Raw genomic sequence first — 23,701 nt, 5'->3', positions numbered from 1 at the left:
CAAATATATTGAGGAATGTTACCACCATAAACAACCTTTTTTGACCTTCTAGTTGGAATTTAAGTATTGAGTCCTGAAAAGGAAATCATGATCTTTCTACGAATAATCAAGCTGCTGGGGTTTCTAGATACAAATTTTTGATACCTTGGTGGCCTTTTGATCTGTAAACAAGCTTTGAATTTATTACATAAATTCTAATCGCAATAATAGCCTGCTACCTTTGATTTTACGAAAGACAGTGGAATGTTTATGCTATTATTTCTAAACCTTTCCATCTTTAATTCTTTGAGTACATTAGATTCGGTGGATTTCGATTTTGTCATATTAGATATAGTTAGAATATACTAGCTGTCTTCAATTTCATACAGTAACGCTCGGCAACTATTATTGATCGTTTTGTTTTTCATATGTGTAAACTATAAAATCCTTTTTAAATCCCCTTTTATTTTTCAGGATATAAATCTGATCCCTGTGAACCAACGTATCAAACAATGGAATTTTTAATTATAAATGTCCAGTGAGATCATAAAGCATCTAATTTAAATCTAAAACGAGCACCGCCTTTGTAAGTTGAGTCTAACCATATTGATCCGCCATGGGATTCAATAATACCTTTAGAAATTGCTAGACCCAGTCCGGTACCGCCATATTTTCTCCGGAGTCCGGTATCTATTTGGTAAAATTTCTTAAAAAGATTTGCAACATTTTCTTCCTTGATGCCTATGCCATTATCCTCTATGGTAAATAGTATTTTAGCTTTTACATCGTTGTGTTCCTGTGACATGGAATTAGATACTTCAATTTCACTTAGTTTCTCGACACTTATTGTAATTCTTCCATTTTTATCTGGAACATGATCCACTGCATTGTTTACCAAATTAAAAAATACTTGGCTTATTCTATTTGGATCACAATAAATACTTGAATCGGTGGCGACATTTACATTTAATTTAATTCCCTTGTCTCTCATTAATGGTCTTAATGCAGATACATTTGTTTCTACCAACTCTGCTACACTAACAACTTCTTTATTTAGAGTAAAATTGTCTGATTCCATCTTGTATACAGTAAAAATATCGTTAACGATTGCCTCAAGTTTAATAATGTTCTTGTATACTATGTTAAGGCCCTTTAATTGAAAGTCGGATATCTTGTTCGATTTATTTTCCTTAAGGATCATTTCAACATACAGTTTCATTGGTGTAATGGGGGTTTTTAGCTCATGACTTACCATAGAAAGGAATTCTTCTTTAGCACGCGTAGACTTTCTTAGCTCTATGTTGATGTTTTTTAGCAGAGCTTCTTTAGATCTCAATTCTTCAATAGCATGTTCCAAATCTCTTGTTCTTTCCTTAACCTTGTTAATTAGGTTCTTCCTCGAGTTTATGATATTTCTTCTCATGACCTCAAGGGCGATCGAAAGATCCTTAACCTCACTTGAACCCTCTACCATGATTTCCTTTTCAAAATTATTTTTACTTAATTCCAAAGCTGAATTTTTTAATTGTGTAACCGGATCTGTTATTTTTCTTACTGAAAAAACGGTAACGAATATAGTAATAATAATGATTACTGCAGACGAAATTAGAAAATCACTTACCGTTTTGTTATAATCGTTCATTATAGTAGATAGATCTCCTTCAAGAACCAGAGTCCAGTTTCCGATTGCATCAAATCCATACTCATCTAAGGATAGTGGAATTGAAATCATCATAGTATCTCCTATTACATGTAGTCCATCCTCAAGTGTATTGAGTTGTTCTAAAATAATGCCAAGATCATCAATATGTTGATCTTCAGAACTTTTAGAATGATAAAAAATACTGTTGTTGTGTAACAACTTGACATCAAACCTGAAGGTTTTATTATACTTGTTACTATAAAATAAACTCTCGTTCAAGAGACTGTCAATGAGGGTAACAGGCACTTCAATTTCTAAAACTCCAATAACTGTTCTATTTGTGTTATAAATAGGCCCTGAAAAGTGGAAGTGACTTTGATTCGATAACGATTGTGTGGGAATACTATAAAAGAAAAAATGACCCTCTAATGCTCTTTCAAAAAATTCCTCATCAGAAAAACTTTCATTAGTGTTGGAATTGGCCGTATCGATTACTAATTTTCCGCCAATGTCATACACTGCGATATTTGCATATTTTGGATCACTTTGGCTGAAAGAATCTTCTAAAATCTGTGACTTGAAGCTTTTTGAAATACTTATATTATGAAGTATAGGGTTCGTAGATAGGTGGTGGAGCTCTGATTTTACCTTGCGGATCTCGTCTGATAGTTTTTCTGCTAATTGCAATCCCGAAACTTCAAACATATCAAGAAATTTCGTTCTAATTCCAGCAAAATTCTGCAATGATACAATTGAAGTAAAGATTAGTGAACCTATTATTAGTGGTATTAGTAAAATCAAAATACTTGTCGCGACTTTCGTTATATATCAAATTCTCATAATACTCGAAATATTAAATAGATTACTATAAAAGAAATATAATTGTTTTTAAGGCTCTGTTCATTTAGCGTCAAGTCTATAGCTTGAAGATGTCCTATCTCTTTTATGAATACTAGAAACAGAACACCTTCAAAATATGTGTATTATGGCTTACATTTGTACTTTTCAGGTCTTTCTCTTAGGAAAACATCTGAAAGATTATCATACTGTATCAAACGAAATCATGTCACTATCTGGAACTGGATTCAAAAGTACCAACCTAAGATTATCAAGACAAAACAAAGAAGGATATGTGAATTCATTGTAGATGAAACATTGCTTAAGGTTGGTTCAGAATACACGTGGTTATGGGTTGCAATAGATGCGAAAAGTAAGGAAATTCTCTCACTATCCATTTCTAAGGAGAGAAACATGTTTGTTGCGGAACGGTTTCTGTCAAACATAGTCAGAGACTATGGAAAGCATCCAGTTTCAACAGATGGTGGTACTTGGTATCCCATGGCTTGTCAATTCCTTAAATTAGAACACCATCTCCATTCCTCCTATGAAAAAAACTTGATTGAAAGAACAATGCAGTATATCAAGGACAGAACTGAAAGTTTCGATGATTACTTTCCCTGCAGGCTAAAGAACTGCAAACTAAAACACGTAAAAAACTGGTTGAACCTGTTTGTCGACTATCACAACAAGGAATTAAAACCTGTTAACTGAACAGAGCCGTTTTTAAACTATGAAATATATCACTATAACAAACATCATAATCAATAAAAAACTTGGTTTCAACCTCATGGAATATAACGAGTTCCTTGATTCTGCCTCCTGTAGCTTTGGATTTTTTTCTTAGATAAAGATCTTATAAGCAATTTGGTAACTATATTAATCAATCCACTATTTTTTTATGCTATAAATTAGCATATAATTTCATATTTGATCAAGCTCCAAATTTCTGGGAAACTTTGTGAAGCCAAGTCATTGATAATACGTTGATTCAAAGATGGTTTCTCTCAAAGCAATTGTACACTAGTTAAAAAGAGACTTTTAAAATCATCAGAAAAGTTAGATTACCTACTTTTTTGATACGATTTGATATAATTTCATAATCATTTGTTTTTGATTACTTCAAGGAGGATATTAAGAGTTAAGGTTATCATAGTATGTTTCTTCCTTATATGATTTTACGATTATAGGACATTATGCGGGATTAATCCTAGATTAGTTGTTTGTACTTGTAAAAATTGGGTTATTTTCGGATCCACCCTCTTTAGGTAAAGGATGCATTTGAATAAGATTTATTTATATATTTTGTCTAAATCTTGTTGCAATTTATGGTAATCCTCTTAATTGCTAATTTGATGATTTGCTTTTGTAAATTATATGTTTCCATATGATAGAGCATTCAGATGACTTTGCATCAGTATGTAGAAATGTGGCAGCGATAATCATTAATCATTTTACACAAGCCTGCATAAATTAACAGGAGGTAATAGTTTTTATGCAGGGAGCTTTTCAACTTGAAGTATTTTAGGTTTACCTCTCAAATAGAATAATTATTCGGCTGTAAATCATTGTATTGAATTATTGAATTAGAATCAGCAAGGAATCCATTCACTCTAACTATATATTACATACCGTCTATAACCGAATTGATCATTAATGAGTTAATGTTATCACAAAAATGAAATGAGAATAATTGGATGATTGATACTAAGAGAATTAAATATTTTTATATATTTAACAACAAAGCGTGTGATGAATAATTCTGAGGGTGCCGATTATTACAATTGCAGTTGCTTCAATGGCTTTGACACCCGTTCTACTTGTCCAAAATGCCCACGCGGCCAGTCATTACTGTGCAGACGAAACTAAAAAATCCTCAGCTAAGATACAGGGTTGCAAGGATGGTTGGTATGATCACAACCACTGTTACTCATATAAAGGTGTCTCTGAACAGTATGATCAAGTTACGCAGTCGATTGGGATAAGGGAAAATGTTAACAAAAATTATCTTTCTTTCAATTTAGATCGAGAATGTTGTAATGGCTTTGGATAAGTGCCGCAAATTTGGAAGGACCGAAATTGTGACTGTTGCACATCAGATTGAGTTATTTGGGTTTATTTATTTAATCTCGCTGGCTAACACACAACGAAAACAACCTATCTAGGTAAATATTACAGACAAATTTGGGATTTGTATCAAATGTATGCGTACCTGTAAGGTAAGAGAGATTTGTAACCGGAGTTTCCTTGCAATTAGTTTCAGTTACTTCGCCTAATTTAAGATAATGCAATGGGCCGAAAGGGATTTGAACCCTCGGCCTTTCGATTATCAGTCGAACGCTCCACCAAGCTGAGCTATCGGCCCTATTTGTTAATTCTTTAAGGTCCTATTTTTCTAATATAAATGTAATTTTGGTTGGATTTACCAGTCAATAAGAAAAAAACTTGCATTAAATTAGGAACAAAAATCCATATTTAATCTTAATTCATTGAATCAAAGAACTAGTCAGTGGGTGTGCAGGTGCCATTTTAGGCACATTGATATATTTTTCTAGAATCTATATGGATTTAACATAAACAATCAAAATTTAGCTTTACTGATTTTACTGACTCTGCTACTATCGACAAAATTGAAATTTTATAAATTGATAACAAGTAACAAAATATACCCCTACTTATCAATTTAGAATGTTTGATCAAGAGAATTCGATCTGTTGCCTTTTTTACTAAGAGAAATAATGAAGAATCTGAAAAGGTTTCATTTATACTTAAGTCCAAATTGACCAAGAAAGGCGTCGAAATCATTGAATTCAAAAAAGACGCGATCCACAATACAAAATATTTTTCGGAAAAACCATTAGACTTTGCAATAGCAATAGGTGGAGACGGTACTACTATTAAAGCATTTAGAACGTTACCTTCAGAAGTTCCTGTTCTATGTGTCAATGCGGGAGGGACACGTGGGATTTTGTCAGAAGTTTCAAAGGACTCTATAAACAAAATTATAGAACCCTTACTAAATGGAGAATTTTTTTTAGACAAGCGAACAAGGATAATAGCACAGATTGGAAATGATACAACCGTACCCGTGTTAAATGATTTTGTATTGATGCGTTCTGAGCTAGACAAAACACCAATTTTTACACTGTTCATGAATGATAGTTCCTTAAGCCAAAAAATGGATGGTATGATAATTTCCACTCCTACTGGCTCTACAGGCCATGCCTTGTCAAACAACGGACCTATTATTCATGAACAACTTGATTGTATCCTTGTAACTCCCATTGGCTCGGTTAATAGGGTTCCCTCATTCGTGGCCCCATTGAATGGTATTAAGGTTAGTGTAAATCATGATACTCAGCTCATAATGGATGGACAGATGACCCGATCGATTCCTAAAAACCACATGATCTCGATAAAAAAGTACCAAGACGATGCATTGTTCATAAGATTTAAAATGAATGATTTGAGACAACTAACCAAACTTGGATTTACATAATAAAATCGTAACAGATGCAAATATCTTTTATATGGGGTTACCTTTTCTTACTACGGCTGAGTACACATACTACATTACGCCTCAAATATTTGACGAGATAAAGCATATAAAGAAAAATATAGACGGACTAGATTTTTTGATGATTACAAGGAAAGTAATCATGATACAGGCATCAGATGAAATCATATCTCAAGTAAAGAAAAAGGAGACCGAGGTAGGTAAAATTCTTTTGTCTCATGCTGACCGCTCCATTATAGCACTAGCATTACAGCTAAACCTGCCTATACTCTCAACGGATTTTTCCCTAGTAAACATAGCAAAACATCTTTCATTAAAAGTAGTAACACCCGGAAAAAAGAATTTTACTTTAAGAATTGCAAGAAAATACTGTAGTATTTGTAGAAAAAGCTCTACCAATAATTCAGATTTTTGTGAAAATTGCGGGAACCGATTAGTGATTAAAAGAAGTAAAAGTCAAGCATGACAATGTATACATATGACCACGAGTCTCAAAGGACCGTATACTTTAGCAATCTGGCCGGAGTAAGATTAAACCTGTGTCATCCAATTTATATTTAAAATCCACTAGAATGCTCGTGAACAAGTTTTATAGCTTGCGTAAATACAATGGGTAAATATATGAATTCGGATAGGCATGCTTGCTTCCGTTGTACGCATAAATAATAAATCAATAATTTTATAGAACAAAAAATTAGCTTGATATGGGTTGCTCTTTATATTATTACCTTTTAAAATAGCTGATCTGGTCAGGTGTAAGACTATCTATTTCCACTCCATGTTCCGCAAGAACCAATTGTGCTAGTTTCTTATCCAATTTCTTTGGCATCCTGTATACTCTGTTAGTCATCTTACTCGCGGCCTTCGATAAATATACTATAGCCAAAAATTGATTGGAGAAAGAGATATCCATCACCTCAGGGGAATTTCCTTCTGCTCCAACCAGATTAACTACTCTCCCTCTTGTGATGAGGTAAAATTTCTTTTTGCATTGACTACGATTTGTGTGATAGCAAGTAACATTTGGGCGGGGATCGAAATGACTTGGATCCATTTCATTAAGATAATTGACATCGATTTCAACATCAAAATGCCCAGCATTGCACAAAATTGCCCCTTCTTTTAGCTTGTGGAAATGATCTCGACCTATAACGTTGAATTGGCCAGTACATGTTATGAATATATCATTATTAGCTAGAAGTTTCTCTAATGGACCAACCTCAAATCCATCAAGGTATGCCTCAATTGCTAGTAGAGGATCTACCTCCGCGATCGTTACTTTTGCACCCATGCCTTTGGCAACTCTGGCAACTCCTTTGCCGACCCAACCATAACCACAAACTACTATTCTCTTATTTGCCACCATTACGCCGGTCGTATTTATAATTCCTTGAATGGTACTTTGTCCTGTTCCAAATTTATTGTCAAGCAACAGTTTCATGATTGATTCATTTGCTGCTATAATAGGATATGTTAGCTTGCCGTCTTTGCTGAGCATTCTCAACCTGTTTACTCCAGACGTAGTTTCCTCCGTTCCACCAACCACATTCTGAGATCTTAAGATTGCCTTCTTGTGCAATTCTCCTCCATCGTCTGTTATAATTTGTGGTTTTGTATCCAACACTCTGTCCATATTTTTGTAAAATGATGAATAGTCTTCTCGATTATTCACGAACAATTTTACATTTGCTACCTCCGAATGTAAGTAATCAATTACATGATCTTTACTAGACAAAGGATTGGCTGGGCATAACGATATCATTGCACCCGCTCTTGAAAGAGCCGTTACAAGTACGGCTGTTTCATAAGTTATGTGTAAACACATTCCCAATTTAAAATCGGACAATATTTTACTCTTGGAATACTTTCTTACTATTCTATTCAAAATGGGCATTCTACTTTTTGCCCATAGGTACCCTTTTTTTGAATCACTATCGGAGTTCAAATAATAATGACAACAACTCGACTATGACATAAATAAATTCAGTCTACCACTATTTTTTATAATCTCCTAGAATATCTGAGTATCTAGGATCCTTGTATGCTATGTACCTGACATAATCACCATATGACATATTGAAACCGCAATTACTGCACTGGACTGACGAGAAATCATCGGACAGCTCGGCTGCGTTTTTACAATCAGGACATTTTATTTTCACTTAAATCGCTTTTAACTGTTTAATAATCGGTTGTCGGACTTTTCTAAAAACTCTGAATCCACAAATACATTTTATTTCTGGTAGGTAAGAAAGTTCTTCAGCGGTTACGTTAGTACCACAAGACATGCACTCATAGGTTACCGCACCCATGACTTCATTACTCATAACTACTCTTTATTCCACCAGGTATTTATTCATTATTAGAAAACCTTTAGTTTCGACAATGATTTCAACTCTTGATTATTCTCTAATACTCAACAAATTAGTTATTATCCTGTGAATCCACTACATGCGCAAAGGCCAAACTCATCAATTCGCTTGTCACACACAGGACACCTTTCACTATAATTTACTTCCCACATATGCTTTCCGTACAGTTGAAAATGAGTATCAATTTCTGGAGGCACCACTGATTTGGGGATAAAACTTTCTAATTTTGATTTATCCATCTTCTTATTTCCCTTTTCTCGTACCAATACTTATGATCCTTTTATGCTACGCCTTTATTTTTGTTTAATGGGAAAATACTAATTACCACACAAGGATTTGTTATAGCTACTCTAAAATGAAAATTTATTCTAATGTGGATTCAAACCTTGTAAGGGAAATTATTCTTCCACGTAATAAAAAATCCAGAAAAGGTGACAATGGAATAGCGCTCATAGTAGGGGGCAGTCGAATGTACCACGGTGCTCCGTTGCTATCTTCAATTGCTGCACTAAGGAGCGGCACAGATTTGGTATATACTGCTATTCCAAAAATTAATTTGATACCTTCCAGAAATTTTTCTGCTGATCTAATTTTTATCCCCTTCCCAGACGATAAATTAACAAGCGGAGCAGCTCGGCGATTATTGAATTCAATTCCTAAGAAAATTGATGCAGCTGGTATCGGAATGGGGTTGAGTTTCTCAAAATCTCAGTCCCTTTTAACACTAATCAATGGACTAATCAAGTCAGATGTTCGTTTATTGGTAGATGCCGGAGCATTGGTACCTGATATTTTGAAAGATATAACAAATACCAAGACTATCGTTACTCCGCACGGTGGAGAATTTAAACGCCTATTTGGAGAACTTCCGACTGGCAGTCTAAATGATCAGATAACGCTTGTTACTAAAATGGCAAAAGAGTATGGACTCATTATTACGTTGAAGGGTTTTTGGAACATTGTTTCTGATGGTGATAAGGTATATGTGATTCAACGGTCAACTCCTTCCATGACCGTGGGTGGAACTGGAGACATTCTTTCGGGCCTTGTTGCTGGATTTCTTACAAAGCATGAGCCTATTCATGCTTCTTTACTGGGTTTGTACTTTAACGGTATGGCTGCTCTTAAAGTGTCTAGCAAAATAGGCCTACACATGATGGCATCAGATTTACTCGCTGAATTACCATTTGTAATGAAAGATTATGATGTCGTTAACGACTGACATTAATTGTATCGAACGTAGTAGTGCTCTTGATTTTTGATTGATTGTTATCTGAATCCCATATATCTTTAAAATGGTTGGTTAAAACTGTTTTAAAGATCTCATGCGAATCGAAATAAGCCGATTTAGTTCCATCATTGTTTATTAGTATCGCAACATCGTTGTCAAAGATAAATAAGTTCGTACTAATATTGGCTCTTTTCTTATCAACTGCATTTGGTAAGATAATTGAATCTGCATTCGATAGATTATCAAAAAGTATTCTTATTTTGACTCCTCGAATTACTGCTTGGAATATTTCATCTTTAACAGATCTTAAAAGAATATTTCCCCATGAATTAAGTGCAATATTGATCTTCTCGCGGGATGACTTTATGAGCTCTTTAATTTTCTTGTCTGTGTACATTTGATTGAGGATCAAATATCTTCGTTCTTCAAGGCCTTTTTTCTCTAATCCTTCATCATTTATTTGCTGTAGAGAATCTATGATGTCTCTCATGTCCTTAATTTTTTTTTCATATTTTTTTAAAATATTACTAAATGAATCCTTAGGGGGAAGAGCCCTAAAGGTCAAAGGTTTTTGATTATTGATGAAAACCAACTTTTTCTTTTCCAATTTCTTTAATATAAAATAAATTTTGGTTCTAGGCAAATCTGAACAAAATGCGAGCTCAGTTGCTGAAACCATGCCCTTACCTAATAATCCAAGGTAAGCTGATGCCTCGTATTTTGATAATCCTAGTTCTTCTAGACCACCCAACATTTCATTGCCCCTAAAGTTTTCTTTTGACATCAAGGGTTAATTTATTACCATAGAATAGAAGGCAAATAGTCAAAATTTTTGGATTATTGATTAAAAAAAAAGAAAGTATCAAGATACTTCAGCACATAAATGGGTCTATATTTTTTTATCGTTTAGATGAATTATGTTTACTTTGTATCCTTTCAAATGAATTAATAAGCATATTTGAGAATATACAAAGATGACACTTGCACCACAGGAATTAGAGAATACTGCGAGTAAATTCGCTGCAGAAGCTATAAAGCTAGATTCTCAGGGTTCACATTCCTCTGCAATAAACTCCTATCAGAGGGCCGCAGAAGCACTGATTAAATTGGTACAGATTTATCCAGAATACAAGTTGAATAGGGTCTATCTTGAACGGGCAAGTGCGTATCAAAATAGGATAAAGGCAATCCAGATGGCCAACGGAATAGCGGAAGATGAAAAACAGGGGAATACAGTTGTAACTGGTATGAAGGAACATATTAACAATAATAATCGTTCCAGATCTCATGATACCAAATTGTCAAACAATAATAACCCATTTAGAATAAATCCTACGTCTCCTAATACGATACATCGTAGCAGTGGGACAAGTCATGATCATAATTCTAACATGAATAGTACTGCTAATAGTACAACCCTAATCCAGGAATTAGGTAAAGATCTTGAAAATCTTGTTCTAAAAGAAAAACCGATGGTTACATGGAAAGAAGTTGTAGGTTTAGATGATGCAAAGAGGGCCATCAGAGAATCGATCGTTTACCCTACTAAAAGAGCAGATCTGTTTCCACTAGGCTGGCCTCGTGGGATATTACTTTTTGGCCCGCCAGGTTGTGGTAAAACTCTACTAGCGGCTGCAGCAGCAGCGGAGATACACGGTTATTTTATTAATATAGATGCTGCTTCTATGATGAGCAAATGGCTGGGTGAGGCAGAGAAGAATATATCAAAACTTTTTACATTCGCAAGGGCGCTGCATGAAAAGGAAAAAATTCCTATTTTGTTGTTTATTGATGAAATTGATTCGCTACTAGGTACTCGCAATGGAGAAGTAGGGGGAGAGGTCAGAGTGAAAAATCAATTTTTAACGGAAATGGATGGGATAAATGGAAAATCCAAGGACTCTTTCTTATATGTTATCGGTGCAACAAACAAACCTTGGAGTCTAGAATCAGGATTTTTGAGAAGATTTCAGAAGCGAATTTATGTTACCTTACCTGATATTGCTTCACGTAAGAATCTTTTTAAGCAGTATTTATCAAAATTAGCACGAGATCAGACTGTTAAGGTGGACGATTTAGCAAAGCTTTCGGATTCTTATAGTGCTAGCGATATCAAAGACATATGCCAGTCTGCGCAATTAAAAGTCGTAAATGAGCTTTTTGAAAAAGGAGAACCAGCTGATGATACTGTCCTTCCGAGGGAATTGACCCTTTCGGATTTCAAAGAAATGTTTAAGGTTAGGAAACCCAGCGTGAGCTCAGACATGTTACGTGCATATGTTCGTTGGAGTGAACAATTTAAAGCATTATAATTATTTTTTTTTACCGAATCGTTCTATCCCCTCGTTTATTATGCTTTCTGCTCTTTTGCTATTTTCCCATCCAATTACCTTTACGAATTTTCCTTTTTCGAGCTCTTTGTAATGTTCAAAAAAATGCTTAATTTTATCTAAAATCCTGCTATCCAGCTGATCTATTTCTGTGTATTTTGAATAATCATTGTCTATTTTTTCATCGGGCACCGCAATAATTTTTGAGTCCTGCCCTTCTTCGTCTTCCATTATTAAAACTCCTATCGGTTTTGATCTTACTACTGATAATGGGGAAAATGCATCGTTACTCATCACCAAGATATCTATTGGGTCGCCATCCTCCTCTCTTGTCATTGGAATAAATCCATAATTGAAAGGGTAAACCATTGAAGTATGCAATTTTCTATCTACAAACAAAATTCCTGATTCAGAATCAACTTCATATTTTATATTACTATTCTGCGGGATTTCTATAACCACGTTAATATTGCTAGGAGGATTCTTCCCTGAACCAATTCGGTCGAAAATATTCATAATTTGTGTTTTCTTCTTTTTAATATATTCCTATGTTTAGCCAAGTCTGCAACAAAAATATTTCTCTATTGTAATCGATGTAGAATATATAACTTCTATGAAACGTCAATGTATATCTATCTATCATCCATTTAACATAGTGAACACATATTCAACCATATTTCTAGCGATTTTGATTAATTTAAGATCAAACTTTCCAAAAATTTAAGAATGGATATGGGGTTGGATTCAGTTATCAATGAATCTGGGTAATAAATTAGATCTAAAAGATATCGAAAATCAAGTTAAAACTTACTACAATGATCCAATTGTTAAGAATAGGATCCAGAATTTTGTAGACAATCCAGATAATTTTTGTTCAACCATAGGCTATATTGAGGGACCTCCAACTATGAATGGGGAGCCTCATCTGGGTCATTTAAGGGGGAGAATAATAAAAGATCTATGGTATAGGAAATCGTTCCTACAAAAAAAGAAACCAATATTTCGCGCAGGCTGGGATTCGCAAGGGTTGCCGGTAGAGCTTCAGGCAGAAAAAATTTTGGGACTAACTGGCAGCAAGTCTGAAAATTTAAAAAAAGTAGGGGTCGAAAAAATTGTTGAAACATGCAAGAAAATAATTCTCGAATATAACCAAAAATGGTTGGAAGTTGATCAGCTTATAGGAATGTCTTTTGATTATAAGAATGCTTATTGGACATACAAGGATTCCTACATAGAAAGAGAGTGGACGTACATTAAAAAAGCATTTCAAGATGGAATTCTAAAGGAATGGTTTAGAGTAGTCGCTTATTGTCCTTCATGCCAGACCTCTCTTAGTAATGCTGAAATTAACCAAGGCTATGAACAGGTTGAGGACCCGTCATTTTACTATAAGGTAAAACTTGTCAACACCGACACCTATGTTGTAGTATGGACTACAATGCCTTTTACAGTCGTAACTGATGAATTGATAGGGATTAACCCAAGGGCTAGTTACTCAACTGTTAAGATAAATCATAATAATTCTACAGAGAAATGGATTGTTTCTGAGAATAGACTCGAAGGACTTATGAAAGAGCTAATGATAGACGAATACGAAATAATAAATGTATTTGAAGGGAAGGAACTTGAGGGTCAGTCATACATCCATCCTCTGCTGACTAATATACCCGGTTTGCAGAAGCTTGCCTCCGATTACAAGATTCATTATATTATTGCTGAAGACTTTGTTGATTTCACAACTGGTAGTGGAATAGTACACCTGTCACCCGCCAATGGAGAAGATGATTTTAATATTGCCACCAAGAGAGGAATACCGATTTTTGTACCCATTGATGACAGAGCATTTTTTACAAGAGATGCGGGAAAGTATCAAAATAAGTTTGTAAGGGATGTAGATATTGAAATTGTTGAAGACATGAAGCAAGCTAATTCATTAGTTCAGATTTCCAAAGTATTGCACAAATACCCTACATGCTGGAGATCTCATCATAAGATCGTTTGGATAGCTAGAAAAGAGTATTTTTATATGATTGACCAAATGGGAAACAAACCTTTTGAAGCTGCTTCTAACGTCGAATACTTTTACGAGCAACCAAAAAACAGATTCCTTGAAATTATCAGAGAACGTATTCCTTGGTGCATTTCAAGAGAACGAGTATGGGGTACTCCATTACCCATCTGGAAATGTAAAAAGTGTTCTAAAATTGAAGGATTGTTTTCTAGGCGAGAAATCATTCAAAGAGCAACTAAACTACCACACGGTGAAAATTTTGAACTACATCGACCGTGGATAGATGAAATAAGTATCGAATGCCGAAATTGCGCTGGGGAAATGGTACGTGAACCATTTGTTTTAGATACGTGGCATAACAGTGGAAGTGCACCGTATTCTTCTTTAACAGACAAGGAATTTGAAAATATTATTCCTGCTTCGTTTCTCACTGAAGGCATAGATCAAACAAGAGGATGGGCTTATACTTTATTGATCCTAAATGTGATTCTTAAGAATATCCCCCAATCTCCATTCAGATCGTTCTTATTTACTGGTCATGTTCTAGACGAACGGGGTAATAAAATGAGCAAAAGCCTAGGGAACGTCGTTGATGCGTTTACCCTTCTACGAAACAATCCAGTAGACTTAGTACGGTTTTACATGATGTGGAAGTCGTCTCCAATTGAACCCTTGAATTTTGACCCGAAAGAAATGATTTCGAGACCGCATCAGGTATTAAGTACATTGTACTATCTACATGTGTATTATGAACAGAATGCTGAGTATGATAAATTTAGATATCAATCTTTAACTGGAAAAGGAGAAATGAATATTGAGAAGGATTTACTAAAAAGTCAGGACATTTGGATATTAACTAAGCTTGCCAAACTAATTTCGAATGTGAATTATCATTTAGATACTTGCCGCTTCCACGAAGCCTGCCATGAAATTGAAAATTTCATCATAAATTCTTTGAGTCAGACATACATACCTCTTATTAGATATGATTTGTGGAGCGATAACGCAGAAGATAAAGGGCGAAGGTTTACAATATACAAGATCCTGTCTCGTTGTCTATTTTCACTAGACGTAATTTTGCATCCAATATGTCCATTTATTACAGAATACTTGTATCAAACCTGTTTTAAACAGTATGATTTGATATTGCAGGATAGGTCTTTAGATCTAGATTTTTTGAAAAGGGTATCTAGTGACAAAATTGAATCTGCTTTTGATAAGATTAAGGAAATATCTTCAATGTCTTTTGCTTTGAGAAATAAAAACATGTTAAAAAGAAGATGGCCTCTAGAGACGATTTATGTATTCACAGATGATACTAGTTTTCTTGAACTCGAAGGAATGATTGAATTATTAAAGGGGCAAATGAATATCGAAACTGTTATTATCAAGAAGATAAATTTGGAAAATAATGCAGCCAAAATACTCGATATTCTGAAAAGTAATGCTCCTATAATACCTATTCTTACGATTAACAGAAAAACCATTGCAAAGATAGTAAAGGGTGACATTGGAGTGTTAATTGAAAAATTTGAAAAAACAAATAAGGTTGATGTCCTACAACGACTTCAGCAATTCGGGTCATTTAATTTCGAATATTCTGAAGGTAAATCTGTAGATCTGACGTTACAGGATATTAATATAGATTTTGAAACTACTAATGAGTACACTGCACTTGAGAAAGACAATCTTATTCTCTTATTGAATAAGCATCGTAACGATGAACTTATCTTAAGAGGGATGATCAAGGATTTGGCACGAAATATTCAACAGTTGAGGAAAGAATTGGGTTATTCCCCCACGGCGATTCTCAACACCGCTTATATTTCCAATTTTAGTAAAGATGAAATAGGAAAGTTACAAAAATTCGAGACAGATTTAAAGAATTTGGTAAGAGTTCAAAAGATTGAATTTCCTCAAGGAACTTCTGATAGTAATTTTAAATGGAAACAAATTGACATAGACGGAAAGGATATTGCTATTTATATTCGCTAGACCCGTGTTAGATTTAGATGATATTTTCAGAGTGATTATTCATGTGTAAAAAGTTGTTCTCATTAACCACTGGAGATTCTAGTCGTTATTTTGATATATCAAACTATGATTGACATAATAACAATTTTATCCAAAAACTAAACTAAATTGGAATAAAACTATGAAAAATATTTTAAAATATCGATAGAAATGATCTATAGTAATCTGGTTAATTAGTACCCTATAGCATGAATTATTTCAAGTCGAAAAAGTGATTAACAAACATTGGTCAAAGTGTCAATTGTAGTGATCTTTAATGTAGATAAATTCTTTTTGAGCAATTTAGTATTGCTTGAAAAAAAACCCTGGTTTGCAAGAAAGTAAACAAATGTCCTTCGAAAATTGCTTGATTAATAATTTCAAGGAAAAGTTATTTGACCTTTCTCGAAACGTAGCCGAAACAGGCAAACCAGTGGTACTTTATACGACCTTACTTGATGAAGTCTGTGACTACGGGGAACAGGAGCTTGCAATCGTAAATGAGGATTTCGTTGTTATCCAAGTAATTACGTTCGGAGGCTATGTTCCAATCGCTGTTCAGCATCAAAGGGTATTTACGTTCGATGAATTTGCGGAATGGATTTTTGAACGATCAGATTACCTCTTTATACAATGCTTTAATACATTAGATGATGCATTGGTTTCAATCCACTAATTCGGATCCTTTTCTTTTTTGTGAAAATTATGAATGTGTTTCACGATAAGACCGTAAAAGAACGAAGAATTAAATTTCATTCTTGTCCGATATTTCTTCTATATTTTATTTCCTTTATTCTACTAGCCGTGATGTTCATCTATTTTTAAATATGTTGTAGAATAATAGAATTGGTTATAATGATACATGTTTATGAGGAAGTTAGACCGTGGGGTCGATTTGAGAAGTTTGTTGAAAATCAAAAATGCACAGTTAAGCTTTTACACTTGAATCCAAATTCTCAAACCAGTCTTCAATATCATCATAAGAGAGAAGAATGGTGGAAATTGATCAAGGGTTCCATATCAGTAGAGTTAAATCAAGAAAAAAGGATATTAAATGAAAATGACACTATTTACATCCCTAAAGGTTCTAGGCATAGAGTAGTTAATCTTGATTTTCCTTCTACAATCTTGGAGATCTCATTTGGTGAATTTGATGAATCCGATATTGTAAGAATTGAAGATATTTACAATAGGAATTCAAAATAATGTGTTAAAATTTGAATCGCAATTGTACTGCATCTGAATTGGGAGTAAGGAGACTCCAATGCAAATTTGGAGACTCGTTATTATTATGCTCCGTAGAACATAGTTATTGGATAAGTATATTAAGGCATGGATACAATTTATAGCAAGTTTTTGCTCTCTAACATTATAGAGCTGCAAAACGTTATTATAAAAAAGATAACGAAATACAAATAAACCCCTGATGGATTTTTATCTTTTATGAGCGCAAGTAAAAAACCACATATGAATTTGGTGGTTACAGGACATGTTGATAATGGTAAATCAACTACCGTTGGTCATTTAATGGTAGATTTAGGTGTCATTGATCAAAGAACAATAGATTCTTTTGCTAAAGAGTCTGAAGCAACTGGAAAAGGTGATACTTTCAAGTATGCTTGGGTACTAGATAGTATAAAAGATGAGAGAGAAAGAGGTATTACAATAGATTTAGCATTTCAAAAGTTTGAAACGCAAAAATTCTTTTATACACTGATTGATGCACCAGGGCATAGAGATTTCATTAAAAATATGATCACTGGAGCTTCGGAAGCTGATGCATCAATATTAGTAGTTTCTGTTAAGCCTGGTGAAACCGAGGCTGCAACTGAACCAGGCGGGCAAGCGAGAGAGCATGCTTTCCTGTCGAGGACACTGGGTGTAGGACAGATTGTGGTTGCTTTGAATAAGATGGATGATGTAGGTTATTCTGAGGCAAGATACAACGAAGTCAAAGAAACAGTTGAAAAGATGTTGAAAATGGTTGGATACAATACATCCAAAGTCAGCTTCATTCCGGTTTCTGCTTGGAAAGGTGACAATTTGGTAAAGAGATCTGAGAATATGCCTTGGTATAAGGGACCTACATTAGCTGAAGCACTTGATGCTTTTACCCCTCCAGAAAAACCTATAAACAAACCTTTGAGAGTACCAGTACAAGATGTTTACACTATTACCGGTGTTGGAACAGTTCCAGTAGGCAGGATTGAAACAGGTAAGATGAAGGTTAACGAAAAGGTAATAGTAATGCCATCTGGTGTTCCTGGAGAAATTAAATCCATTGAAACTCATCATACTCAAATGGATTATGCTGAAGCAGGAGATAATATTGGATTTAATCTTAGAGGGGTAGATAAAAAAGCTATACACAGGGGAGATATCATTGGCAACATTGATAATCCGCCAAGTGTTGCAAAAGAGTTTGAAGCACAAATCATTGTAATACATCATCCTACTGCAATGGCTCCAGGTTACACTCCTGTGCTTCATGCCCATACAGCACAGGTTGCAGCCACTATTTCCGAGTTTGTTGCAAAAATCGATCCCAAAACTGGTGGAGTAGTGGAAGAAAAACCAAAGTTCTTGAAAACTGGTGATGCAGCAATAGTGAAAATTCGACCTGTACGTCCCCTTGCTATAGAAACTTTCAAAGAATTTCCTGAGATTGGTAGATTTGCACTTAGAGATATGGGAACCACCATTGCCGCGGGAATTGTGAAAACGATTACCGAAAAATATGATCCTAATAAGAAATAAAGAGTGATAACGGATGCCTCAAGAAGCCCGGATCAAGCTGACTAGCACCAATTTATCAACATTGGAGAATGTGTGTACAGAGATTAAAGACATTGGAGAAAAAAACGGAATACGATTAAAGGGGCCTCATCCTTTACCAACCAAGAAAATGAGAGTAGTGACAAGGAAATCGCCATGTGGTCAAGGTACAAACACATGGGATAAGTACGAGCTCAGAGTACATAGGCGAGTAATCGATTTAGGAGCGGATGATAGATCCATCCGACAACTTATGCGTCTTAAAATACCTGAGGATGTGTATATTGAGGTATCTCTAACTCAATAAAAAATCCTAATCATTTTTGATTTTGATCGAATTCTCCACAGCCTTCGTTAGTTCCAAAATTACCATATCAATGTCTTCTGGGTCTGATCTTATTTTTCCTCCTGCTGCATACTTGTGGCCGCCTCCTTCCAAAAGTTCTGAAGCAATGTCATTACAATTCAGTAACGGATTCTTCCGGCGGATACTGACTTTTCCCTCTCTTGAAAGCAAAAATACGATATCTACGTCGGTATTTTCAAAAATTTCTTCAGAGAATAAGCTTGATTGGATATAAGGACCAATGGGAATGATAGCCATCTTTATGCCTCCAGAGAGTTTAATCTCTTGAATCTTTTTCCATGCCTCTATTTTTGATTCGTCACGAAGCTTGGAATATAAAACATATTCCACATGCATTTCTGTATCCCACAAGATGCCTTGGGAAATCTTTCTCGATAGAATAGTCAGTTTGTTATAAAAATCAGGTAAAGTTCTATAGAATATAATTAATTCTGGCAGAGGTGGCATGAACTGGTCTTTTAATAAAAAATCAGAAGTGTGTGCCATTGACGCAAGATTTTGTGCTATAATATTATCTTTCAACAAAAATTCGTAAGCCAATTCTGATGCACATTTTTCCCCTGATGTATCAAGAATGAGCTTAGTGAGGTTATTCCCATCTTTGGTGAATAGATCGAGCGCTTTCCTTGTCCACGGATGGTGATCTATCCATAGAATTGACCAAGAGTTTGAACGAACAAATTCAAATAGCTCGGATATTAGAGGGATGATCTCATCGTTTGGTCCCAAATCACAAAAAACCAATAGTCCGTGTCTGGAATTCTTCATTACTTCTCTATAAATTATCTCTGAAATCCTGTCAAAATTTTCCTTACCATACGAGGTGAATAGCGTCTTTGCTTGGGGATAGCGCATAAGAACAATAGACGAAGAAAATAGTCCATCAACATCTGACTCATGTGAAACTATGATGACATTCAATGATCTTAACTTATCATAAGAATAAAATTAGTTTTAAAACTTATCGAAGATCCCATAACCTTTCTTCGGTTCTATAGAATTCCGGATCAATTCTGAAGCCTTTGGAAATTTCATAAGGGGTTTCCACGAGTCTAAGGTGATAATCCTTCTTAATTTTCTTGAACTGCTTTTCAAGCCATAACAAAAATTGCTGTTCCAACATGTTCCCTTCTTCCTTGCTTATACTAGGATGCACTTCTGCTAAGGTTTTTATAAAATCCAATTCAATGTACATGTTAAAAAAATCCCAACCCATAGTCTTCCCTTCGGATGAGCACTCAAAATTTGATTCATAATGAGCACCCCATTCTAATTCACCTATGACATCTAAGATAATGTTTCTTTCCTTTTCAAAGTCAAGACATGATCCTGAAATTTGCACTATTGGGGATTTCGCAGATGAGTTTTTGTGCATAACTTTAAAGAGTCAGTTGAGTATTTAAGAATTAATAAGGCTGGTTATTATAAAGCTACTAATAAACTCAACATGTAAGTTATATACCTTCTGATTCATATTTTGATACACTAATATTAGTTGATTTTCGACTTAATTTGTAGGAAATTGGAAGTGCCAATCTCGGAGTATGTTACGTACTTTAATTATGAAGGTGAAAATGCTGATTTCTTAGTGAGAGAAATAAAAAAGGGTGTTTTCAAGGTCCTAATACGTGAATACAGTGATAATCATGATACCGAGTTTATCGAGAAAGAGTTTTTCGTAAAGAAAGATACCTTGGATTCTCTTTTTGAAGAATATAATGTAATGAAAAAACCTACTGGGACAGAAAAAATATTAGAACCAACACATGAAATCGAACTATGACGAGTAATTCATCAGTAGTATCGCTTTTCAAGTCATAGCTTGACAATAGTTGAATTCTTGTGTCTAATATCTAATCTAGAGTTTCGTCATGAGTATATTCATTATTACCAAATAATTAATATAACCATTGTTAAATAAAAATCAGGAAGGCGACGGTCGTCCAGTTTGGTCTAGGACATCAGATTGCCAATCTGGTAACCCGGGTTCAAATCCCGGCCGTCGCATACATTTTTTGCAATGACGCTACCAGGTTAAAATTCTATTTATCGTATAATTAAAATTACTAATCGCATTAATTTAATATTACTTAACATGCTGCCTCATCTTGACTATATTAAGCAAGCTAGGCTTAAGTTGGGTGTAACTCAAAAGAAATTGGCTACACTCTGTGGGATAAGTACTTCAATGGTGAATCAAATTGAATCTGGTAGATGTAAACCAAGCTATGATACTGCAAAGCGTATATTTGAGATATTATTATCGATGGAATCCGATGCTTCTATTAAAGCTGGAAATATCTGTAATAGAAATCTAATTACAATCCAAAGTGAAGAGTCACTAAGTGCTGCTATTATAAAAATGCGCGATCATAGTATCAGTCAAATGCCGGTATTTAACGGTGGCAAGTTAGTAGGTATTTTGACAGAAGATGATTTAGCAAGAATAATGATAGAAAATACTGATAAGGATATTCACTTAGTCAAGGTGGGTGCTGTAATGGACCCACCGCCACCACTTGTAGATGAATCTACTCCTGCTAAAGCTTTAGTCTCATTAGTAAGGTTTGCAAAATGCGTATTAGTTAGTGAAAAGGGTAATGTAATAGGCATAATTACCCTTACAGACACCTTGAAGATTGTCGAACGCAGTTAATGATTGGGGGATTATAGTTTTTCTAATCCAACACAACAATCGGCACATTTCATACATTCATCGCAAATACTTACTTTAGAACGCTCCGGAAGTTGTTCTAAACAAAGCGCGCATATTTTTTTGGTCAATATCCATAATAACATTTCATACCTAATTAATCTTATTTTCAAAACTTGAAAAATAGCAAATGTTAATTAAATTTAACACATTAAAGTGAACTGATTGGCTGTGGAAATCATTAACATTATCACCTCTATTGTATCATCTTACGGTTACCTAGGACTTTTTATAGCAGCATTTGCTGAAACTATTTTTCCACCTATACCAAGTGAAGTTATTTTTCCTTTGGCCGGTTTTGTTGGATTTAGATCTAATTTTACGTATTTAGAAACCTTCTTAATGGCTGTAAGCGGAGCAGTAGGGGCGACCATAGGGGCCGTGTTGATATATTTTATCTCATTAAAGATTGGTAGGATAGCCATAGTGAAATTAGGAAAATATGTATTTGTGAGTGAGGAAAAAATAGAAACAGCTGAAAAATGGTTTGAGAAATACGGTATTTATGCTGTTTTTTTAGGCAGAATGGCTCCTGGGGTTCGTGAATTAATCAGTGTTCCTGCAGGGATTGCCAGAATGCCTATCGTCAAGTTTACTATATTTACATTTCTTGGTTCCTTGGTTTGGAGCACCGTGTTGGTTTTTTCTGGATACCTTTTAGGGAACTCCTGGAGCGAATTGTCCGATTCATTATCGGACTATTTTCCGCTTTTGTCTATACTTACTACTGCAATTTTTGTAAGCGTTGTTATTTTTTATTTGATAAGAAAAAAGAAGAAACGAAAAGGATCAATCGATACCTAAACAGCCATTTGGGGTTGCATACCAATAAGTAATGAAGCTCCATAATTATGAATATAATAGGTCAACCGCTAAAAAGATCCAAATTTGCTATCGAGAATTCATCAATAGAATGACTGAAAAATCATAATTTTTCATTTTGCTGTTATCTTGGTTTTATAATCAATCAAGAATGTATTAATACTGCTATATTGAAATTCACTTATGGAAAAAAAAATATTTGCTGACGTGAGTGAGAAAGAAATTACACGTTCTATAGCTTCAATGTTCTTTGAAACTATTCAAGAGTATAGTGATTCAGACGTAATTATTTTAGGTGCCGGTCCCGCAGGTTTATCAGCAGGAAGAGAAATTGCAAAACGTGGGATAAAGACTTTGATTATCGAACAGAACAACTATCTCGGCGGAGGCTATTGGGTAGGTGGTTATATGATGAACCCAGTGACAGTAAGGGCTCCTGCTCAGGAAGTATGGGATGAATTAGGTGTACGTTATCGTAAGATAAATGATAATCTTTATGCGGCGTGGGGACCTGATGCATGCTCGAAATTGATATCGGCCGCATGTGATGCAGGAGTTAGATTTTTACAACTTACGAAATTCGATGACTTGGTCTTGAAGAATAAAAGGGTCAATGGGGTTGTTGTAAATTGGATGCCCGTATCAGCATTACCGAGGAATATAACATGCGTTGATCCGGTGGCATTTGAAAGTAAAATTGTGGTCGACGCAACTGGTCATGATTCCGTCGCTGTAAAGAGATTAATGCAGAGGGGTCTAGTTGACTGGAAAGGTATGAATCCAATGTGGGTAGAAGGCGGAGAAGACGGTGTCGTACATTCAACAGGAGAGGTTTTCCCAGGCTTGATTGTAGCTGGCATGTCAGTAACTGAAACCTATGGATTACCAAGAATGGGTCCTACATTTGGATCAATGTTATTATCTGGTAAAAAAGCTGCAGAAGTTGCAATCACCAAACTTAAATCCCCTTCAATCCCTCAAATCAAAAGTAAGAATAGAATAAAATAGATTTTTACTTTACAACAAATTTTTTGTTTATTAAAACGGTTTAAGATGACCATCTATTGGAGAAGTAAGTAACAATATTAAAAT

General features: G+C 34.8%; 22 protein-coding genes and 2 tRNA genes. 16 read left to right on the top strand and 8 right to left on the bottom strand.

Features of this window, described 5'->3' with window-relative positions:
* Window positions 1–523: 523 nt before the first annotated feature.
* Window positions 524–2,422, bottom strand: coding sequence for a sensor histidine kinase (locus tag NFRAN_RS01805; protein ID WP_134482813.1), 1,899 nt, complete (start codon window positions 2,420–2,422; stop codon window positions 524–526).
* A gap of 144 nt (window positions 2,423–2,566) precedes the next feature.
* Between NFRAN_RS01805 and NFRAN_RS01800 the strand changes: the two genes are divergently transcribed.
* Window positions 2,567–3,172, top strand: a complete 606-nt coding sequence (locus tag NFRAN_RS01800; RefSeq protein WP_134482534.1) for a DDE-type integrase/transposase/recombinase — start codon at window positions 2,567–2,569, stop codon at window positions 3,170–3,172.
* Window positions 3,173–4,226: 1,054 nt separating this feature from the next.
* Window positions 4,227–4,511 carry a hypothetical protein gene (locus tag NFRAN_RS01795; protein WP_134482812.1) on the top strand — a complete coding sequence of 95 codons (285 nt, stop codon included), beginning with the start codon at window positions 4,227–4,229 and terminating at the stop codon, window positions 4,509–4,511.
* Between the two features lie 238 nt (window positions 4,512–4,749).
* Here the strand turns inward: NFRAN_RS01795 and NFRAN_RS01790 are convergent.
* Window positions 4,750–4,823, bottom strand: a tRNA-Ile gene (locus NFRAN_RS01790).
* A 327-nt stretch (window positions 4,824–5,150) separates the two neighbouring features.
* On the opposite strand from NFRAN_RS01790, the gene NFRAN_RS01785 reads away from it, so the two are divergent.
* Window positions 5,151–5,957, top strand: coding sequence for an NAD(+)/NADH kinase (locus tag NFRAN_RS01785; protein WP_172602040.1), 807 nt, complete (start codon window positions 5,151–5,153; stop codon window positions 5,955–5,957).
* Entirely contained in the window at window positions 5,944–6,441 is a 498-nt protein-coding gene (locus tag NFRAN_RS01780; protein WP_134482810.1) for a hypothetical protein, read from the top strand. The genes NFRAN_RS01785 and NFRAN_RS01780 overlap by 14 nt, the downstream gene beginning before the upstream one ends.
* 258 nt (window positions 6,442–6,699) lie before the next feature.
* Here NFRAN_RS01780 and NFRAN_RS01775 read toward each other — a convergent pair whose 3' ends face one another.
* Complete coding sequence (locus NFRAN_RS01775; protein ID WP_134482809.1) at window positions 6,700–7,920, bottom strand: adenosylhomocysteinase; 1,221 nt, start codon at window positions 7,918–7,920, stop codon at window positions 6,700–6,702.
* A 486-nt stretch (window positions 7,921–8,406) separates the two neighbouring features.
* Window positions 8,407–8,613 (bottom strand): hypothetical protein, encoded by a 207-nt coding sequence (locus tag NFRAN_RS01765; protein ID WP_232037912.1) that lies wholly within the window; start codon window positions 8,611–8,613, stop codon window positions 8,407–8,409.
* An 89-nt stretch (window positions 8,614–8,702) separates the two neighbouring features.
* On the opposite strand from NFRAN_RS01765, the gene NFRAN_RS01760 reads away from it, so the two are divergent.
* Complete coding sequence (locus NFRAN_RS01760) at window positions 8,703–9,569, top strand: NAD(P)H-hydrate dehydratase (protein ID WP_134482807.1); 867 nt, start codon at window positions 8,703–8,705, stop codon at window positions 9,567–9,569.
* Here the strand turns inward: NFRAN_RS01760 and NFRAN_RS01755 are convergent.
* The gene (locus NFRAN_RS01755) at window positions 9,559–10,362 is read right to left on the bottom strand and encodes a TrmB family transcriptional regulator (RefSeq protein WP_134482806.1); all 804 of its coding nucleotides are present in this window, start codon (window positions 10,360–10,362) and stop codon (window positions 9,559–9,561) included. The two genes, NFRAN_RS01760 and NFRAN_RS01755, sit on opposite strands and share 11 nt — an antisense overlap.
* A 190-nt stretch (window positions 10,363–10,552) precedes the next feature.
* Here NFRAN_RS01755 and NFRAN_RS01750 point away from each other — a divergent pair, with 190 nt between their 5' ends.
* Window positions 10,553–11,890, top strand: coding sequence for an AAA family ATPase (locus NFRAN_RS01750; RefSeq protein WP_134482805.1), 1,338 nt, complete (start codon window positions 10,553–10,555; stop codon window positions 11,888–11,890).
* Here NFRAN_RS01750 and ppa read toward each other — a convergent pair whose 3' ends face one another.
* The gene (ppa, locus tag NFRAN_RS01745; RefSeq protein WP_134482804.1) at window positions 11,891–12,424 is read right to left on the bottom strand and encodes an inorganic diphosphatase; all 534 of its coding nucleotides are present in this window, start codon (window positions 12,422–12,424) and stop codon (window positions 11,891–11,893) included.
* 238 nt (window positions 12,425–12,662) lie between these two features.
* Between ppa and ileS the strand changes: the two genes are divergently transcribed.
* The 5 genes from ileS to rpsJ all read left to right on the top strand — a co-directional run bounded on the left by ileS (window position 12,663) and on the right by rpsJ (window position 19,014).
* A complete protein-coding gene (gene ileS / locus NFRAN_RS01740) occupies window positions 12,663–15,914 on the top strand; it encodes an isoleucine--tRNA ligase (protein WP_134482803.1) in 3,252 nt (1,083 codons plus the stop codon).
* 367 nt (window positions 15,915–16,281) lie between these two features.
* Entirely contained in the window at window positions 16,282–16,608 is a 327-nt protein-coding gene (locus NFRAN_RS01735) for a hypothetical protein (RefSeq protein WP_134482802.1), read from the top strand.
* Window positions 16,609–16,787: 179 nt separating this feature from the next.
* Window positions 16,788–17,138 (top strand): phosphomannose isomerase type II C-terminal cupin domain, encoded by a 351-nt coding sequence (locus NFRAN_RS01730; protein ID WP_232037911.1) that lies wholly within the window; start codon window positions 16,788–16,790, stop codon window positions 17,136–17,138.
* Between the two features lie 237 nt (window positions 17,139–17,375).
* Window positions 17,376–18,689, top strand: a complete 1,314-nt coding sequence (gene tuf, locus NFRAN_RS01725) for a translation elongation factor EF-1 subunit alpha (protein WP_134482801.1) — start codon at window positions 17,376–17,378, stop codon at window positions 18,687–18,689.
* 13 nt (window positions 18,690–18,702) lie between these two features.
* Window positions 18,703–19,014, top strand: coding sequence for a 30S ribosomal protein S10 (gene rpsJ / locus NFRAN_RS01720; RefSeq protein WP_134482800.1), 312 nt, complete (start codon window positions 18,703–18,705; stop codon window positions 19,012–19,014).
* 6 nt (window positions 19,015–19,020) lie between these two features.
* On the opposite strand, the gene NFRAN_RS01715 is transcribed toward rpsJ, so the two are convergent.
* Window positions 19,021–19,995 (bottom strand): DHH family phosphoesterase, encoded by a 975-nt coding sequence (locus NFRAN_RS01715; protein ID WP_134482799.1) that lies wholly within the window; start codon window positions 19,993–19,995, stop codon window positions 19,021–19,023.
* Between the two features lie 40 nt (window positions 19,996–20,035).
* On the bottom strand, window positions 20,036–20,449 hold the full coding sequence (locus NFRAN_RS01710; RefSeq protein ID WP_134482798.1) for a hypothetical protein: 414 nt from the start codon (window positions 20,447–20,449) through the stop codon (window positions 20,036–20,038).
* 153 nt (window positions 20,450–20,602) lie between these two features.
* Between NFRAN_RS01710 and NFRAN_RS01705 the strand changes: the two genes are divergently transcribed.
* From NFRAN_RS01705 to NFRAN_RS01685, 5 genes are all read left to right on the top strand, one after another.
* A complete protein-coding gene (locus NFRAN_RS01705; RefSeq protein WP_134482797.1) occupies window positions 20,603–20,857 on the top strand; it encodes a hypothetical protein in 255 nt (84 codons plus the stop codon).
* Window positions 20,858–21,006: 149 nt separating this feature from the next.
* A tRNA-Gly gene (locus NFRAN_RS01700) sits at window positions 21,007–21,081 on the top strand.
* An 88-nt stretch (window positions 21,082–21,169) separates the two neighbouring features.
* Complete coding sequence (locus NFRAN_RS01695; RefSeq protein WP_134482796.1) at window positions 21,170–21,730, top strand: CBS domain-containing protein; 561 nt, start codon at window positions 21,170–21,172, stop codon at window positions 21,728–21,730.
* 228 nt (window positions 21,731–21,958) lie between these two features.
* Window positions 21,959–22,591: a DedA family protein gene (locus NFRAN_RS01690; protein WP_232038045.1), complete on the top strand. Its 633-nt coding sequence runs from the start codon at window positions 21,959–21,961 to the stop codon at window positions 22,589–22,591.
* A 201-nt stretch (window positions 22,592–22,792) separates the two neighbouring features.
* A complete protein-coding gene (locus NFRAN_RS01685) occupies window positions 22,793–23,617 on the top strand; it encodes a sulfide-dependent adenosine diphosphate thiazole synthase (protein ID WP_134482794.1) in 825 nt (274 codons plus the stop codon).
* Window positions 23,618–23,701 lie beyond the last annotated feature (84 nt).

The organism is Candidatus Nitrosocosmicus franklandus, assembly GCF_900696045.1.
GTDB lineage: Archaea > Thermoproteota > Nitrososphaeria > Nitrososphaerales > Nitrososphaeraceae > Nitrosocosmicus > Nitrosocosmicus franklandus_A.
This window is presented reverse-complemented; position numbering and strand designations above follow the sequence as displayed.

What these genes read in the sequence shown, in the direction of transcription:
- ppa (WP_134482804.1), bottom strand. Translation starts at nt 12,424, where the DNA reads ATGAATATTTTCGACCGAATTGGTTCAGGGAAGAATCCTCCTAGCAAT.
- NFRAN_RS01730 (WP_232037911.1), top strand. Translation starts at nt 16,788, where the DNA reads ATGATACATGTTTATGAGGAAGTTAGACCGTGGGGTCGATTTGAGAAG.
- ileS (WP_134482803.1), top strand. Translation starts at nt 12,663, where the DNA reads ATGAATCTGGGTAATAAATTAGATCTAAAAGATATCGAAAATCAAGTT.
- NFRAN_RS01760 (WP_134482807.1), top strand. Translation starts at nt 8,703, where the DNA reads ATGAAAATTTATTCTAATGTGGATTCAAACCTTGTAAGGGAAATTATT.
- NFRAN_RS01755 (WP_134482806.1), bottom strand. Translation starts at nt 10,362, where the DNA reads ATGTCAAAAGAAAACTTTAGGGGCAATGAAATGTTGGGTGGTCTAGAA.
- rpsJ (WP_134482800.1), top strand. Translation starts at nt 18,703, where the DNA reads ATGCCTCAAGAAGCCCGGATCAAGCTGACTAGCACCAATTTATCAACA.
- tuf (WP_134482801.1), top strand. Translation starts at nt 17,376, where the DNA reads ATGAGCGCAAGTAAAAAACCACATATGAATTTGGTGGTTACAGGACAT.
- NFRAN_RS01695 (WP_134482796.1), top strand. Translation starts at nt 21,170, where the DNA reads ATGCTGCCTCATCTTGACTATATTAAGCAAGCTAGGCTTAAGTTGGGT.
- NFRAN_RS01800 (WP_134482534.1), top strand. Translation starts at nt 2,567, where the DNA reads ATGAATACTAGAAACAGAACACCTTCAAAATATGTGTATTATGGCTTA.
- NFRAN_RS01685 (WP_134482794.1), top strand. Translation starts at nt 22,793, where the DNA reads ATGGAAAAAAAAATATTTGCTGACGTGAGTGAGAAAGAAATTACACGT.
- NFRAN_RS01710 (WP_134482798.1), bottom strand. Translation starts at nt 20,449, where the DNA reads ATGCACAAAAACTCATCTGCGAAATCCCCAATAGTGCAAATTTCAGGA.
- NFRAN_RS01750 (WP_134482805.1), top strand. Translation starts at nt 10,553, where the DNA reads ATGACACTTGCACCACAGGAATTAGAGAATACTGCGAGTAAATTCGCT.
- NFRAN_RS01735 (WP_134482802.1), top strand. Translation starts at nt 16,282, where the DNA reads ATGTCCTTCGAAAATTGCTTGATTAATAATTTCAAGGAAAAGTTATTT.